The 15,700-nt window shown below is 64.1% G+C and carries 14 protein-coding genes; 6 read left to right on the forward strand and 8 right to left on the reverse strand.

Translation table 11 applies throughout. From position 1 onward, the window contains the following. Nucleotides 1-10: 10 nt before the first annotated feature. Nucleotides 11-490, reverse strand: coding sequence for a DUF2844 domain-containing protein (locus BN2476_RS18170; protein ID WP_087735557.1), 480 nt, complete (start codon nt 488-490; stop codon nt 11-13). 473 nt (nt 491-963) lie between these two features. On the opposite strand from BN2476_RS18170, the gene bamC reads away from it, so the two are divergent. Further along, on the forward strand, nt 964-2,193 hold the full coding sequence (gene bamC / locus BN2476_RS18175) for an NlpB/DapX family lipoprotein (protein WP_087735558.1): 1,230 nt from the start codon (nt 964-966) through the stop codon (nt 2,191-2,193). Between the two features lie 548 nt (nt 2,194-2,741). Here the strand turns inward: bamC and BN2476_RS18180 are convergent. From BN2476_RS18180 to thiC, 5 genes are all read right to left on the reverse strand, one after another. Continuing rightward, nucleotides 2,742-3,716 carry a DMT family transporter gene (locus BN2476_RS18180; protein WP_087735559.1) on the reverse strand — a complete coding sequence of 325 codons (975 nt, stop codon included), beginning with the start codon at nt 3,714-3,716 and terminating at the stop codon, nt 2,742-2,744. A gap of 183 nt (nt 3,717-3,899) precedes the next feature. Next, complete coding sequence (locus BN2476_RS18185) at nt 3,900-5,498, reverse strand: L-lactate permease (RefSeq protein ID WP_087735560.1); 1,599 nt, start codon at nt 5,496-5,498, stop codon at nt 3,900-3,902. Between the two features lie 333 nt (nt 5,499-5,831). Next, on the reverse strand, nt 5,832-6,455 hold the full coding sequence (locus BN2476_RS18190) for a hypothetical protein (RefSeq protein ID WP_087735590.1): 624 nt from the start codon (nt 6,453-6,455) through the stop codon (nt 5,832-5,834). A gap of 345 nt (nt 6,456-6,800) precedes the next feature. Then, a complete protein-coding gene (locus tag BN2476_RS18195) occupies nt 6,801-7,013 on the reverse strand; it encodes a YMGG-like glycine zipper-containing protein (RefSeq protein ID WP_087735561.1) in 213 nt (70 codons plus the stop codon). Between the two features lie 345 nt (nt 7,014-7,358). Further along, complete coding sequence (gene thiC / locus BN2476_RS18200) at nt 7,359-9,290, reverse strand: phosphomethylpyrimidine synthase ThiC (RefSeq protein ID WP_087735562.1); 1,932 nt, start codon at nt 9,288-9,290, stop codon at nt 7,359-7,361. A gap of 534 nt (nt 9,291-9,824) precedes the next feature. Here thiC and BN2476_RS18205 point away from each other — a divergent pair. The 3 genes from BN2476_RS18205 (at nt 9,825) to BN2476_RS18215 (ending at nt 12,952) form a co-directional block, all read left to right on the forward strand. Further along, entirely contained in the window at nt 9,825-10,286 is a 462-nt protein-coding gene (locus tag BN2476_RS18205) for a hypothetical protein (protein WP_087735563.1), read from the forward strand. A 433-nt stretch (nt 10,287-10,719) separates the two neighbouring features. Further along, complete coding sequence (locus BN2476_RS18210; RefSeq protein ID WP_173819638.1) at nt 10,720-11,667, forward strand: EamA family transporter; 948 nt, start codon at nt 10,720-10,722, stop codon at nt 11,665-11,667. A 496-nt stretch (nt 11,668-12,163) separates the two neighbouring features. Further along, nucleotides 12,164-12,952 carry a DUF4397 domain-containing protein gene (locus BN2476_RS18215; protein ID WP_087735565.1) on the forward strand — a complete coding sequence of 263 codons (789 nt, stop codon included), beginning with the start codon at nt 12,164-12,166 and terminating at the stop codon, nt 12,950-12,952. Nucleotides 12,953-13,094: 142 nt separating this feature from the next. Here the strand turns inward: BN2476_RS18215 and BN2476_RS18220 are convergent, their stop codons facing one another. After that, entirely contained in the window at nt 13,095-13,235 is a 141-nt protein-coding gene (locus BN2476_RS18220) for an entericidin A/B family lipoprotein (RefSeq protein ID WP_087735566.1), read from the reverse strand. A gap of 286 nt (nt 13,236-13,521) precedes the next feature. Then, on the reverse strand, nt 13,522-15,000 hold the full coding sequence (locus tag BN2476_RS18225) for a sensor histidine kinase (RefSeq protein ID WP_087735567.1): 1,479 nt from the start codon (nt 14,998-15,000) through the stop codon (nt 13,522-13,524). Nucleotides 15,001-15,198: 198 nt separating this feature from the next. Between BN2476_RS18225 and BN2476_RS18230 the strand changes: the two genes are divergently transcribed. Then, nucleotides 15,199-15,375 carry a DUF1328 domain-containing protein gene (locus BN2476_RS18230; RefSeq protein WP_087735568.1) on the forward strand — a complete coding sequence of 59 codons (177 nt, stop codon included), beginning with the start codon at nt 15,199-15,201 and terminating at the stop codon, nt 15,373-15,375. Nucleotides 15,376-15,471: 96 nt separating this feature from the next. Next, on the forward strand, nt 15,472-15,633 hold the full coding sequence (locus tag BN2476_RS18235) for a DUF1328 domain-containing protein (protein ID WP_087735569.1): 162 nt from the start codon (nt 15,472-15,474) through the stop codon (nt 15,631-15,633). The last annotated feature ends 67 nt before the right edge of the window (nt 15,634-15,700 follow it).

The raw sequence follows: 15,700 nt of genomic DNA on the forward strand, positions 1-15,700 counted from the left end.
ACGTGTCCTGTCAGCGCAGATCAGCAAGCGAAATGCCAGATGGAACTGCGGCCGGCAGCCAGGCGCGGCCGACGTAGCTGCGCATCTGCCCACCCGACTCGACGATGACTTCCGGTTGCTCGACGCGCGAAGCATGAAGGTGACTGAATTCGCTCAGTTGCGCGGCCGCTTTCGCGCGGTAGGGGGCCGCATACCGTCCGAGCATCCGCGTGAGATCGGGCATCGTGGGGCCTTGCCATGCGTACGCGAAGATCAGACCGTCGCTGGTCGCGTACTCGTTGATGGTCGTGCCACTAGCGTCGACGGTCGAGCGTATCTGGACCGCACTGCCTGGCAACACGCGTTGCGTCGAGCCATCGTCCGCTCGCGGTGCGGATATCGTGCCGCCGAGTTCCGCATGTGCTGGGCCGGCGAGCAATGCACTGACGCCTGCCGCCAGAACGGTGAATGCGGCAAAGATCGTCGTCCGATGGTTTTCGATACGCGTCATGGTTTTGCTCCCCGAAGTCCCTCGGACATTATTGAGATCGTTATTTCAAGATATCACCGGGGTTTAGAGGCGCGATTCACGCACACAAAAGGGTCGGATACCCGTAGCGGGCGAAAGGGCGCGATCGATACACGTTTAGACCAAAGAAATCAAAGGCATAGCTCGGCGTCTGAAGCAGTCCCGATTGCGCTGAAAATTGTCGCGGAATGTTAAATTTCGGCGTGAAATGGGCTTTGGCGCGCCGCCTTTTCAAGTGATTATGAGATGATGCGGGCGGCTTTTGCGTTGCGGGCAGTGATGCCCAGGCTCGGCATTTCGAACCTCGACGGCATGTCGGCAGCGCATGGGCGGAAACACGGCCGAAAGCGCATCCACGCGAGGCAAACCCCGCTTTTTGCACTTCGCGACGCCGGACCGGTAAAATGATGGGTTACCACGGACTTGCCGTGGCGTAGCGGAAGGATTTCCAGAACATGACAGATCTTCGTCTCACCAAGCGGTTCGCAGCATTGCTGATGGCAGGCGGTCTGGTCGCAGGCTGCGGCACGTCGTCGCCGACCAAAATCGACTACAAGAGCGACTCGAAATCGAAGGAAGCGTCCCTCGCTGTTCCGCCGAACATGACGGAAGAAACGGCAGACCAGCGTTCGCTGCCGCCGCAAAGCGGTCAGACGTCGCTGTCCACGTTGCAGCAGGTGCAAACGGATGCGCCGTCCACCACGGCTGTCGCGCCTGTCGTCAGCGGCATGCACATCCAGCGCGACGGCACCGAAAGCTGGCTCGTGCTCGACAACAAGACGCCGGATCAGGCGTGGCCGCAAATCCGCCGCTTCTGGCAGGAGCAGGGCTTCCTGCTCGTCGTCGACCAGCGCGACAAGGGCGTGATGGAGACGGACTGGAACGAGACGCATCCGTCCATCAACGATGGTTTCATCCGCAGCACGCTGTCGAAGGCGATGGGCAATTCGTACGTGACGGCGGAGCGCAACAAATACCGCACGCGTCTCGAAGCGGCGCCGAACGGCGGCACGTATGTGTTCGTCAGCCAGAAGGGCCTGCGTGAGGCGCTGAGCGGCGCGAACAACGACACCAGCAAGTGGGAGCCGAAGCCGAACGATCCGGCGCTCGAAACCGAATACCTGAAACGTCTGATGGCGTCGCTCGCGCAGACCGATTCGGGTGCGCGCGTGGCCGGTTCTCCGGCTGCGCCGGCTACGCCGCCCGCCAGTTCGCAACTCGCGCCGAATGCCGCGACGAATGGCGCGAAGTCGGCGGCTGCCGCGACGGCTGCGCAAAACGTCTCGCTGTCCGCGCAGACGCCGGTGCCGGATGCTTCGTCGGGTGACACGTCGGCGCAGGCTTCGTCGACCGAACTGACGCTCGGCGAGCCGTACGACCGCGCATGGCTGCGCGTCGGCCTCGCGCTCGATCGCAGCAACTTCACCGTCGACGACCGCGACCGTGCGCGTGGCCTGTACTTTGTCCGCTACGTCGATCCGAAGGATTTGTCGTCGGAGGAACAGGGCTTCTGGAGCCAGGTGTTCCACGGCCGCAAGGAGAAGGTCGCCAAGCAATATCGCGTGAACGTGCGCGAGGTGACGCCGAATCAGACGCGTATCGCAGTCGTTGACGACAAGGGCAACATCGACGCATCGTCGCAAGCGAAGCAGATCATGTCGCTGATGGTCGATCAGTTGCACTGAGCACGGAACACGGTCGCGCTTTTCGCGCGGTCTCGCATCAAGCCCGCGTGACGCTCGCCGTCATGCGGGCTTTTTTGTTGTCGTCGGGTTCATATCGGGCGACCGTTTCCGGCTGAAGCAGCATCGTCACGCCGGGTGAGTCTCCGCAAGCCCCTACGTAACGTGACGTTACTCCGTAACGCCGCGCATCGGCGCCCCGCGCGAAACCCCGTCTTTCGTCATTTCTGTCGTCAGATCAACGGCTTGCGCGGCGCACGACGCCATGTAAGCGCCTGGCACACTAGCTGCTTTTAACAGCCGCGTCCGCATGAAACTTTGCCGCGAAGCCTCATGCTGTCTGCGTTTGCGGGATGCGTTCGTGCGAGTTGCGGAAGCGCCGCTCGCGCAAACGCTCGATGAGTGGGATCTCGCTGGATAACGACGGGTCGCTGAAAGCGCCCGTCCCGGTGGCCCCGTCGCCTATCCTCGTAGGGCGACGGTTTCGCCCGCGCTCCACGGTTGGAGCGCGGGTTATTTTTCCTGCTGTCGCTTCATGTCGCGACGACGAATCAGCAGCGTTCGCTGACGCTGCGCCCGCGGAAGCCCGGAATGCGTTTGACCACGCCCGTGGCGAGCGCAGTCCCGATCAGGATCACCGCGCAGCCTTCGAGCATGCCGACCGAGACGCGTTCGCCGAGGAACAGCGCGCCCCACAGAATGCCGAAGATCGGGATGACGAACGTGACGGTGATCGCGCGAGCGGGGCCGGCGACGGCGATCAGATGGAAGAACAGCATGTACGCGATGCCCGTGCACGCGACGCCCAGCGCGATCACCGAGCCCCACGCCTTGAGCGACGGCGCGGCTGCCGGCCAGGAGGCCAGCGCGAGCGGCAGCAGCACGATGGTCGCGCCGATCATCGTGCCCGTTGCGACGGTGAGCGCATCGACGCCCATCAGGTGCTTTTTCGTGTAGCTGGCGGCGATGCCGTAAAGCAGCGTCGCGCCGAGCGCGGCAGCCGCGGCGAGAGCCGTCGTCGTCGGCGATACGTTCGATCCGCTTGGTGCGGCGATCTGATCCCACACGAGCGTCAGCACGCCCGCGAAGCCGATCACGAGGCCCACGCTGCGCAGCGCGCTCAGCCGGTCCTTGAGCCACACGAAGGCGACGAGCGCGCCCCACAGCGGCGTCGTCGCGTTGATCACCGACGTGACGCCCGCCGACAGCGTGATCTCCGCATAGGCGAACAGGCAGAACGGCGCGGCCGAATTCAGAATGCCGACGACCAGCAGCGGCAGCGCGCGCGTGCGCAAGGTCGCGGCGGATTCGCGCAGCGGGCGCCGCGCGGCCAGCACGATCAGCAGGAACAGCGCGCCGATGCCGACACGCAGCGCCATCAGCGGCGCAACGCCGAAGTCGGTCACGCCGACGCGGATGAACAGAAACGACGCGCCCCATAGCGCGGCGAGAATCAGAAGCTGGAAGACGTTGACTGGATTCATCGTGAGGGTGTCGCGCGCAGTTGAGTCGCGATGCGTACGCATGCTAACACCGGCCATGAACCTGTCGTTTCACGATGGAATGAAATAGCAAGAATCGGCAACCGGGCGGACGGGAAGCGGACTATGAGGTGAACAAAGAGAGGCAAACAAAACGCGGCAAAACAAAGCGGGCGCCGTGCATACGGCGCCCGCTCCCGTTTCCAGTGGCCGAAGCCCCTGGCTAGCTCAATGCGGAATCATCACTTGCAGCACGTTCTGCTGCAGCCACACGAGAATGCCGAGCACGATCGTGAGCAGGATCGAATGCTTGAAGGTCTTCGCGAACACGTAGCCTTCCTTGCCTTTGAGGTCGGTCGTCGCGACGCCCGTCGAGATGTTCTGCGGCGAGATCATCTTGCCCATCACGCCGCCCGACGAGTTGGTCGCGGCCATCAGCACGGGGTTCAGGTTCAACTGATGCGCGGCCACGACTTGCAGGTTACCGAACAGCGCGTTACCCGACGTATCGCTGCCCGACAGGAACACGGCCACCCAGCCGAGGAACGCCGACACCAGCGGGAAGAACGCGCCCACCGACGCGACGCCCAGACCGAGCGTGTAGTTCATCCCCGAGTAGTTCATCAGGTACGCGAGGCCGACGATCGTTGCGACGGTCAGAATGGCGATGCGCGTCTGCACCCACGTATCGACGATCGCGCGTCCGAAGTCGGCCACCGACAGCCGCACGACCACGGCCGTGATGATGGCCGCGACGAGAATCGCGGTGCCCGTCGCGAGCGGCTGGAAGTCCCAGATCGCGCCATAGGGCGTGTTGTACAGCGTGATGTAGACGGCCTTGTCGAGGCCCGGCCACGACACCTTCACGTCGCCGATCATGAAGATCTTCGCGATCGTCCAGATGATCACGACAGCCGACACGATCAGCCACGGATACCAGCCTTCCGCGCCCGAGACCTTGCCGCGCGTCTCGTTCACGCGATCGACGTTGATCGCGAAGGCCGGGTCCGCGGCGGGACGCCAGACACGCAGGAATACGATCGTGAGAATCAGCGAAACGAGCGACGACAGCACGTCCGTCAGGCTGTAGTTGATGTAGTTCGACGTGACGAACTGCGTCAGCGCGAAGCTGCCGCCCGACACGAGCAGCACCGGCCACACGCGCAGCATGTTGCGAAAGCCCGCATACACGCCGATCACGTAGAACGGCAGCAGCAGCGCGAAGAACGGCAACTGGCGGCCGACCATCTTGGCGAGCGCATCGGTGGGCAGGTGCGTGACGGCGCCGAGCACGGTGATCGGCACGCCGAGCGCGCCGAACGCGACGGGCGCCGTGTTGAAGATCAGCGTGAAGGTCAGCGCTTCGAGCGTCGGGAAGCCGAGCAGGATCAGGAGCGAACTCGTGATCGCGATCGGCGTGCCGAAGCCCGAGATGCCTTCGAACAGCGCGCCGAACGAAAAGCCGATCACCACGAGCACGATCCGCCGGTCGTTCGGCAGATTGTCGATCATCCACATGCGGAAGGCGGCGAAGCGTCCCGAATACTGCGCGATGTTGTAGAGCAGGATCGCGGTGAAGACGATCCACATCACGGGCCAGCAGGCGAATACGACGCCCGCCGCGACCGAGTTGAACGCGAGCCCGACGGGGAATTGCCAGCCGAAGATCGCGATCACGATGCCGACGATCAGGCCCGCCAGCGACGCCTGCCACGCCGGCCGCCGTGCCCAGCCGAGCAGCGCAAGCACGACGACGATGGGTAGCACCGCGATGAGAAACGACGGCAGCAGCGAGTTGCCGATGGGGGTCAATAGCTGATGGAACATCACGTCTCCTTCGTTGTTGTTCGATTCGACGCGAAGACTGCGCCTACGCGGCGAAGCGGCAGGGCTGGACGGATGAAGACGGCGACGGGCGCTGGGTGTCGACGAAAAAACGCGCGGGGCGCCGGATCACGCAATTAAACAGGCGTTGCACTGGCTCCCGCCAGCATAGATAGCGCTGGCGAATCCAGTCAAGCAGGGAAAACGAAGGAACGCATCGCGGGAATAGATGTGGGTGCTGCTTCGTAGCGGGCCCTGCGGCGTATCTGCGGCGCGGTCTGCTGTGCTTTCGGCGCTGCGCAAACCGCCATCGGCGCGCGGGACGGCGCGCGCCGCTCAGTGCGAACGGCCGTGTCCGCCACCGCCGCCCCAATAGTGGCCGCCGCCACCGCCCCAGCCAGCGCGCATGCCGCCCCAGGACCCATGGCCGCCGCCCCAGCCGCCGTGACTGCCGCCCCAGTATCCATGACCGCCCCAATAGCCGTGATGCCCCCAGTAGCCGTAATGACCGTGGCCGCAACATCCTCCCCAGTACGCGAAGCTGAGCGACACCGACGGCCACCAATAGCCCGGCCAGCCGTAGCCGTATCCGTAGTACGGGTAGGGGTACGGATAGGCATACGGATACGCATACGGATACGCGATCGGATAGTACGCAGGCGCGCCATAGACGGAAGCCGGCGCGACGTCATAGGCGGGCGGCGGCGCGTCGGGCAACGAGCCGTCGGGCATCGCGAACTGCGCCGGTGCCGGCGCCTGCGATGCGTCGCCAGGGGAAACGGGGATGTCGGACAGCGTGGCTGCCGTCGGAACAGTGGAATAGGGGGGATACGCGGGGTAATACCCGTAGCCCGGGTAGTAGCCGTACGGTGCGTAGTAGTAACAGCCGGACAGCGCCCCGGACAACGCCAGCACTGCAACGGCGCTGCCGACACGCAACGTTGCATCGAGCGGTTTCATGACGTGCTCCTCGTTATTGCGCGGCATCACAGGCGGCGCGCGCTTTATCTATTGAGCTTACGTCAGGGCTACATGCTGCACGTCACAAAGTGGTAACGGCGTATTTCACCGCGAGCGTGTTGCAGGACATGTCCGGCGCGTACGTGCGCGCCGGACTCTGTCCATCTCCCTTCGGCTTTCGAGCGTCACGCGTAAAGCAGATGCGTGGGTTCGAGGCCGTTTGCCCGCATCGCCTTCGATGGCGATTTGTCGTATTCCGGATCACGCTTCGCTGGGGCCAACCGATCGCGATGGCACGCCAGCTAAACGCTCAGGTTCGATACAGTCCTGCCGAGCGCGTGCGGCTTATTTGCCGACCTGGTTGCCGATCACGCCGCCGACGGCCGCGCCACCCAGCGTCGACAGCGCGTTGCCGCCGATCACCGCGCCTGCTGCGCCGCCCACGCCCGCGCCGATCGCGGTATCGCGTTGTCGCCGGGTCATGCCGTCGCATGCGGAAAGACTCGCCACCACGGCTACCAGCGTGGCCAGTGCACCGATTCGATGGAACGTTCTCATGATTGCGACTCCTTCTCTTCTATCGACGGGACACGCAAGTTGCGCTCCCGCCCAGTTGATTCGTTGGATTCGATGGTATCGCCGCGTGCCGTTTCTGTTTGTATGGGCTTGTCAGCAAAGTGTCCGTTTCGTAATCAAATGTTTCCCCAAATGTTTTCCCTCGCTGGTGGCCCCTTGACGCATGGAACTTCCCTACGCCGCCGCGCCCGTATGAAGAACAGGCGGCGCAGCAGCGCGCGATAAGAACGGACGAAAAAAAGCCCGCCGTCGACGAGGCGGGCTTTGCTCTCCGGGAAGCGCCGCGACGCGGCGCCCCACAGCTGCTGCGCTGAAGGCAGCGCGCGGCTACTGCCGCTGATAGATCTCCGCGCCGCTCTTCATGAACTCGACGGCCTTCACTTCCATGCCTTTCTTCAGCGCGTCGCTGTCGCTCATGCCTTCCTTCGCCGCGTAGTCGCGCACGTCCTGCGTGATCTTCATCGAGCAGAAGTGCGGGCCGCACATCGAGCAGAAGTGAGCGACCTTCGCCGAGTCCTTCGGCAAGGTCTCGTCGTGGAATTCGCGTGCCTTGTCGGGATCGAGGCCGAGGTTGAACTGGTCTTCCCAGCGGAACTCGAAGCGCGCCTTCGACAGCGCGTTGTCGCGCACCTGCGCGCCCGGATGGCCCTTCGCCAGATCGGCGGCGTGCGCGGCGAGCTTGTACGTGATGATGCCCGTCTTCACGTCGTCCTTGTTCGGCAGGCCGAGGTGTTCCTTCGGCGTCACGTAGCAGAGCATCGCCGTGCCGAACCAGCCGATCATCGCCGCGCCGATGCCCGACGTGATGTGGTCGTAGCCCGGCGCGATGTCCGTCGTCAGCGGCCCGAGCGTGTAGAACGGCGCTTCGTCGCACCAGTCCAGCTGCAGGTCCATGTTCTCCTTGATCAACTGCATCGGGACGTGGCCCGGGCCTTCGATCATCGTCTGCACGTCATGCTTCCACGCGATCTGCGTCAGCTCGCCGAGCGTCTTCAGTTCGCCGAGCTGCGCTTCGTCGTTCGCATCGTAGATCGAGCCGGGACGCAGGCCGTCGCCGAGCGAGAAGCTCACGTCGTACGCCTTCATGATTTCGCAGATGTCTTCGAAGTGCTCGTACAGGAAGCTCTCCTTGTGATGCGCGAGACACCACTTCGCCATGATCGAGCCGCCGCGCGACACGATGCCCGTCATCCGGTTCGCGGTGAGCGGCACGTACTGCAGACGCACGCCCGCATGGATCGTGAAGTAGTCGACGCCCTGTTCGGCCTGCTCGATCAGCGTGTCGCGGAAGATTTCCCACGTAAGGTCCTCGGCCTTGCCGTTGACCTTTTCGAGCGCCTGATAGATGGGCACCGTGCCGATCGGGACGGGCGAATTGCGGATGATCCATTCGCGCGTCTCGTGGATGTGCTTGCCCGTCGACAGGTCCATCACCGTGTCGCCGCCCCAGCGGATCGCCCAGGTCATCTTGTCGACTTCCTCGCCGATCGACGACGTCACGGCCGAGTTGCCGATATTCGCGTTGACCTTCACGAGGAAGTTGCGGCCGATGATCATCGGCTCGCTTTCCGGGTGATTGATGTTCGCGGGGATGATCGCGCGGCCACGCGCGATTTCTTCGCGCACGAATTCCGGCGTGATCTCCTTCAGCGCGTTCGCGCCGAATGCGGCGGCCCCGAACGCCTGGCCGGGATGCTGGCGGCCCATCATCTGCGCGAGCTTCGCGCCGTTCGGGCCGCTCGCCTTCAGGCTTTCCAGATACTCGGCGCGGCGCTGGTTTTCGCGGATCGCGATGTATTCCATTTCCGGCGTGATGATGCCCTGCTTCGCGTAGTGCATCTGCGACACGTTCTTGCCAGCGATAGCGCGGCGCGGCGTGCGATGCAGGCCGGGAAAGCGAAGTTGCGCGGTCGCGGGATCGGCGGCGCGCTCGCGGCCGTATTCGCTCGACAGGCCTTTCAGCGATTCCGTGTCGCCGCGCGCTTCGATCCAGCGCTGGCGCAGCGCGGGCAGGCCCGCGCGGATGTCGATCTTCGCGTCCGGGTCGGTGTACGGGCCCGACGTGTCGTACACGTAGATGGGCGGATTCTTTTCGCCGCCGAAGCCCGTCGGCGTGTCCGACTGCGTGATCTCACGCATCGGCACGCGGATATCGGGTTGCGAGCCGGTCACGTAGACCTTGCGCGAGTTCGGCAGCGGCGCAACGGCGGCCTCGTCGACGTGCGCGTTCGCGGAAATGAATTTCGGGTTGGCGTTCATGCATCTCTCCTGTCTCAACGTGGGGCAACACAGCTACGCAGGAGAACGAGATGGAGGGGAAGTTGGCCGGGTTCGCGCGAGGAGGGTGATACATCAGGTGAAGCGGCGAGCCCGAACGCTTCCCTGCGCTGGCATTATCCAGATCAGGTTCAAAGGGTATTTCTCACCCACGCCGTACGCCCCCCGTTTTGCTCCCCGGCGACGCACAACGCAGGACCCCCGCGTTAGCAGCGCACACGATAACCTGGCGGGGCGGGGTTTGGCAACACATCTCAAAAATTGTCGACGCGTGCAAAAGCGCAAGGCTTTCGATCAGCTGAAAGCCGCGCCACGCCCGGCTTTCGCCGGGTTCATGCTACGCGTGCGCGGCACGCATCGAATCAGTCTCTAATCTCATAAATACGGGAAAGACCTCATCCCCGGGCAAATTTCCATCGCCCATATTCAAGATTGCCCGAAGCGAGCCGTTAGACTGGTTCACGGCGGGCAATTGATCAGTCTGCCTAACAAAAATCAATTCAAACGGAGAGTGCAATGAAAACATCGAGGCTGGCAGTCGATCTGCTCGGCGTATGCGTTGTCGCGGCAGGGCTGGCCGCGCCGCTGGCGGCCGCTGCCGCGCAGTTTTCCACGGGCGGGACCATCACGTTCACAGGCGCGATCGTTGCGCCGTCGTACGGTATCGCGACTTCCGTATCAGAACATTCTCAAGGATTCCGTACTGATATGCCGTCAAATAGGAGTGCGTCGACGGTCGATGTGAAGTTCACGCCCGCGCCGCATACGTCGACGACAGCGCATGTCTACGTGCTGGTCAACACGGCATCGGGCGTCACGGCTCCGCGCACGTTGACCACGCGTTTCATTGACAACGCAAAGCGCGACGCGCCGCAGACGGGCGCGCAATTCAGCATGAGTCGGGCGGGCGGCACGCTGTCGATCGCGAGCGGTGCAGTGAGTGAAAGCGCGGCGACGGTGGTGGTGAGCTACGACTGAGCGCGCATCGCGGCATGCTCGACATCACACGGGCGGCGACGGATGCCGCCCGTGTCGTTTCCATATCGGCCTTCGGCACGTGGACAAAGCGGAATAAACCGTCGCGCAAAGCACTCGCGTTCTTTCGATTACCGGTTTCGTCTCGCTTGCAACGAAAGTTACGATTCTCTTGCCGAAGGGTCGTCCGGATACTGCATAATGCACGGCGGCGCGTCTGCTCGCGCCCGTTGGCCGCTGCCGATGCATTCCGCATCACGAAGGCCATCAATTCGCGCCATTGAAATGGTGCTTCCATTGCCGATCGACGGCTTTCGACTGCCGCTTACCGTTCTACTGCCATGCCCGCCCGCTTTGCCCTTCATGCCGTGTCGCTGACGCGGCGTCCGCCGTCCTGTTCGTGGCTGTTCTGCGGGGCTGTGGCGCCATCACCGGCATGGGCGGGTTGAACGTGGCGCTGAATCTCCCCGACCGTTTTCCGTTTCGCCTGCCTCAGTCCCACGGTGGCCAGATTGCGCTCGCGCTCGGCGTCGTCTATATCGTCTGGGGCTCGACCTATCTGGCCGTGCACGTTGCGCTCGGCTCGTTCCCGCCGCTGCTGATGTCGGGACTGCGCAACTTCTTCGCGGGCGTTGGGCTCTTCATCTTCGCGATGCGGCGCAAGCCCGTCTGGCCGCCCGTCGCGGAAATCCGCAATGCGGGCCTCGTCGGCACGATGCTCGTCGGGCTGTCGAGCGGCATGCTCGCGTACGGGATGCGCACCGTCGGCACCGGCACGGCGGCCGTGATGGTCGCGACCGTGCCGCTCTTCGCGACCGTCATCGCGGCGATCGCGGGGCGCAAGATCGCGAGGGTCGAATGGTTCGCCGTCGGGCTGGGGCTCGTCGGCATCGCGATCCTCAGTCACGGCGACCAGACGGCGGGCTCGGCGGGCGGCAGTCTCGCGATTCTGTGCGGCGCGCTCTTCTGGGCGGGCGGCGCACATCTCGCGTCGCGCCTGAAGCTGCCGTCCGATCTCTTTCTGTCGACCGCGCTGCAGATCGGCCTCGGCGGCGCGATGTCGACGATGGTCGCGTGGCTGTCCGGCGAGCGGATGATGGACATTCACTTCCTGCCCGTGCTGGCGTTCGTGTATCTGATGCTGATCGGCACGATGGCCGCCTACGTCGCGTACGGCTTTCTGATCCGCCATACGAGCCCGATCATCGCGAGCAGCTGCATGTATGTGAACCCTGTCGTCGCCGTGGCGCTGGGCGCGCTGCTGCTCGGCGAGCCGGTGACGCGCTCGACGGTCATCGCGACGGCCGTGATTCTGGCGAGCGTCGGCCTGTCGTTCTGGTTCGACTACCGGCGGCGCGGGACGGCCCGAAGCGGCGCGGCGTAAAACGGCGCGCGACGTCATGTGACGCGCGCGCCACGCCATGCAGCCGTGGCAAGCGCACGCCGGCAACGCACGAGGTTCCGGCAAGTGCCTCGGGTAAGACGTGCAAGGCACCATGTAAAGATGGATCGCGCATGAGCCACACACGCCGGAGCACGCCAAGCCCTGAGAAAAATTCCAGTCGCCTCGCACTCCACAAAGCGCCAGATCCTTTATTCGCCCGCCGCGAGCAATAAGCGGTGCGGCACGGCGATTGCTAACGATATTCGTCCAATCGATGCCGGCGTGCGAGCGTAACGCACTGTCCGGCCTCCGGGACAAGCGGGCGCGCCGCAATGGCGAACGCGCCGGCGCGCGGCATCGGTGAACAACGGCGACACTGCAGCGATACCAAACGAGGACGCCAACGACACGGCAGCGTCGTCAACGAATGGCCGCATCGGCGCAGGCGGCAAGCCACGGATCAACGGGATCAAACCCAATCAGGGAGAGGTGGCAAATGAAGGTTATCCGGACCATGGCCGCGCTGGCGGGCGCGGCTGCGCTGATGACGGCGTGCGGAGGCGGCTCCAGCGATGTCGGCAAGGAAGTCGGCTTGCAGAACCCGTTGATCCATTTCGTGCACGCGATTCCGAGCGGGCCGACCGTCGACTTTCTCGTGAACGGCGGCGCGTTGCAGAAGGGCATTTCGTACAAGAACGTGACGAACTTCGCGAACATCAACACGGGGCAGACGTCGGTTGCGTATGCGCTGACGGGCACGACGACGCCGCTCGCGAGCGGCTCTTTCCCCGATGTCGCGAAAGGCCACGAATACACGGTGATTGCCGTGCCCGGCTCGACGGGGGCGGACATGGGCCTGATCGATGATCCGTTCGACAAGGGGCTGCTGTCGAACAGCGCGCGCGTGCGGGCATTCAACGCATCGGTGAATGCGAGCAATCTCGACCTGTATCTGGTGCCGTCGAACAGCACCAACATTGCGAACGTGAGCCCGTCGATGGCGGGCGTGTCGTTCAAGAACGCGGTGCCGCCAAGCCGCCAGGACTCGATCTACGTATCGGGCGGCTCATACGTGCTGATCGCGACGCCGGCGGGCACCAAGACGGCGATCTTCCAGTCGAGCACGTTCGATCTCGCGAACAACGCGGACTGGCTGGTGACGTCCGTGCCCATCGGCGGCGCAGTGACCCAGTTGCTGCCGAATCAGATTCACCTGCTGGTGGCGCAAGGAGGGAACACGTCGCAGCCGGCGCTCGAGCTGACGAACACGTTGAACGGCCAGTAGATCAACGGTGGTTCAACGGACACAGCGCGCCTTTGACGAAGCGATAGAAGCAAAAACAGCACGGCGGCTCATGCGAATGAGCCGCCGTTCCGTTTGTTGTGCTGTCGTGCGGTTGCGCCGCGCGCAGCGTGGGGCAGCGCGTTTAATCCGAATGCTTCTCCGCTGAGTTCGTGATCGCGTGGCCACCCTTCGAGATGTCCTGGCCTGCGCCGGCGACGGTATTGCAGGCCGCGAGCGTCGCCGTGCCGGCGAGCAACAAGAGTGCGATGAGTCGTCGAGTCATGGGTTCTCTCTCCCTATCAGGTACGCGCAGGAACGCGTCGAGGTGCACGCGCGAACGCGTCGGTCGATTCGCGCTTGCCGGCCTGTGCCGATTCGACAACCGGCCGTGCCAGGCGTGCGCGCGTTGTTGTCGACCGGGGCATCACACCAGCCGAGCCGGTCTGATTCCATGGTAAGGGACGCACGCCCGTGCTGCTGTCAGTCTCGCGACGAATTTCGTGTCGGCGTAGTCCTACGCAGCCGGGCGCTAGCGAGGCGCTGACGCGATGCATCACGAGCGCAGTGCGTCAGCCGTCTTCAAAGCTTGCATGTCCCGCCGGCGTGTCCGTGCGAGCCGCATCCTGTGTCTGCGCTGTGCCGACGTTCGCGACGGGCAGCACGACGCGGATATCGGTGCCGCGCAAATCGCCGCGCCGGATATCGAAGCGCCCGCCGCGCGCGGCCACCCGCTGACGCATGCCCATCAGCCCATGCGTATGCGTGCGCTTCAGGTCCGCGGGCAGGATGCCGATGCCGTTGTCCGCGATGTGCAGCGACACTTCGCCGTCGCCCGCGGTCAGGACGATCGTGACCTGCGTCGCGCGCGCGTATTTGGCCGCGTTGGTCAGCGACTCCTGCGCGACGCGAAAGAGCGCGATCTCGGTCTGTTCGTCGAGCTGGATCTCGTCGGCGGGCAGTTGCAGGTCGAGCAGCCAGCCGTTGCGCTGCGCGGCTTCGTCGGCGAGCGTCCGCAGCGCGGTGACGAGCCCGAAGTTCGCGAGCACGGTTGGCCGCATGTCCTCGATGATGCGGCGCTTCAACGCGATGCCCTGATCGAGCGTCGCAAGCGCGCGCGCCAGTTTCTCCGCGATGACGGGATCGGCGTCCTGCAGCTTGCGCCTTGCCCACGCGACGTCCATCTTGCTCGCCGTGAGGATCGCGCCGAGTTCGTCGTGCAGTTCGCGCGCAAGCTGCGTCTTTTCGTTTTCGCTGACGGCCTGCAGGTGCCAGCCGAGTGCTTCGAGCTGTCGCGTGCGTTCGTTGACGAGCTGATCGAGTTCTTCCTGCTGCGTGATTAACTGCTTCTGCACGCGCGCCTGACTGTCGATCTGAATGCCGAGATTGCGAAACAGCAGGATGAACAACACGATGTTGAGCGCCGACAGTCCCGCTGCGGCGAAGGTGGACACGCGCTGATCGGCGCGGCTCGCGTCGAGCGCGCGTTGCGCGCGGCGCTCTTCGTTGTCGCGCAGCAAGGCCAGCGTGCTCGTCACGAGCGACGCATCGACGGCGCCTTCGGCATCCACAGTGCCGCACGCCGAGAGATCGAGTGGATGAGGCGCAGCGCGTTGCATCGCCCGCGCGCCGCCGCCGATGCGTTCGTCGATCAGCGCGGCGATCTGCGTGAAGCTGGCGAGCTCGGCGCTGTCCGCGGCGCGCCTGAAATAGCTGTCGAGCGAGCCGACGGCGCGGCGGATGTCGATCGCGCTTGCGCAGTAGCTGCGCGCGTCGCTATCGCTGCTGGTCAGAAGATAGCGGCTCTCGTGCGCGCTCATCTGCGCGAGATGACGGTCGAGATCGCTCAGTTGCACGGTCGCGCTGCGTGCTTCGAGCGCCGCTTCGTATTCCGATGCGATGCGCTGCCGCGCCGTCTCCAGAATGACGAGGCCGCCACACGTGATGACGATCGCGACCGTCATCGCGATGGCCCAGCTGCGCGTGCGCATCCAGTCAGTCAGCCTTGTCGTGAGTCCCGCTTCGGCTACGCCCGACACCGCTGTCTCCATGAGATCCCGTCATCGACAGTGTAGCGTCGCCGGCGCTTTGGCGTTCCCGCTTCTGCTACCCGCAATGCGCACGGCCCGTACGCCGAAAGCCGATGTCGGCGGATTCCCACATGAAAAACAGCGGGCCTCCGAATGCGGGTACGCAACGTGCTCCCTACGATAGGTGTTAGCGATCGTTTATCGAGGGAGGTTGCCACCATGCTGAAGTGGGCGTTGTTCTTCGCCGTGATTGCCGTGATCGCGGGACTGCTCGGCTTCACGGGCATTGCGGCGGGCGCGGCGGCCATCGCGAAGTTCCTGTTCGTGGTGTTCCTGATCCTGTGTGTCGTGTTTCTCGTGCTCGGCTTCATCGTCACGAAAAAGATGATCGATTAGCGAAGCCCGGCCCGATTCAACGCAACAGCAAAGAGAAGCACGCACCACTCGTCGGACCGCAATAACAACATCGCTTAAACAGGAAGGAGCGTCGTCATGCTGCACTACGCACTCGTTTTCTTCGTGATCGCGATCATCGCCGCCATATTCGGCTTCACCGGCATTGCCGCCGGCGCCGCCGAAATCGCGAAGATTCTGTTCTACATCTTCTTGGTTGTGTTCGTCGTCACGCTGCTGCTTGGCGTGTTCCGAGCGTAGCCCTGGCATCACTTCCCCAACGCGCACGGGCCGCTGCAGCGCATCGCAGACGTCGGCCCGGCGCGCA

The sequence above is a fragment of the Paraburkholderia piptadeniae genome, from assembly GCF_900007165.1.
Classification (GTDB): domain Bacteria; phylum Pseudomonadota; class Gammaproteobacteria; order Burkholderiales; family Burkholderiaceae; genus Paraburkholderia; species Paraburkholderia piptadeniae.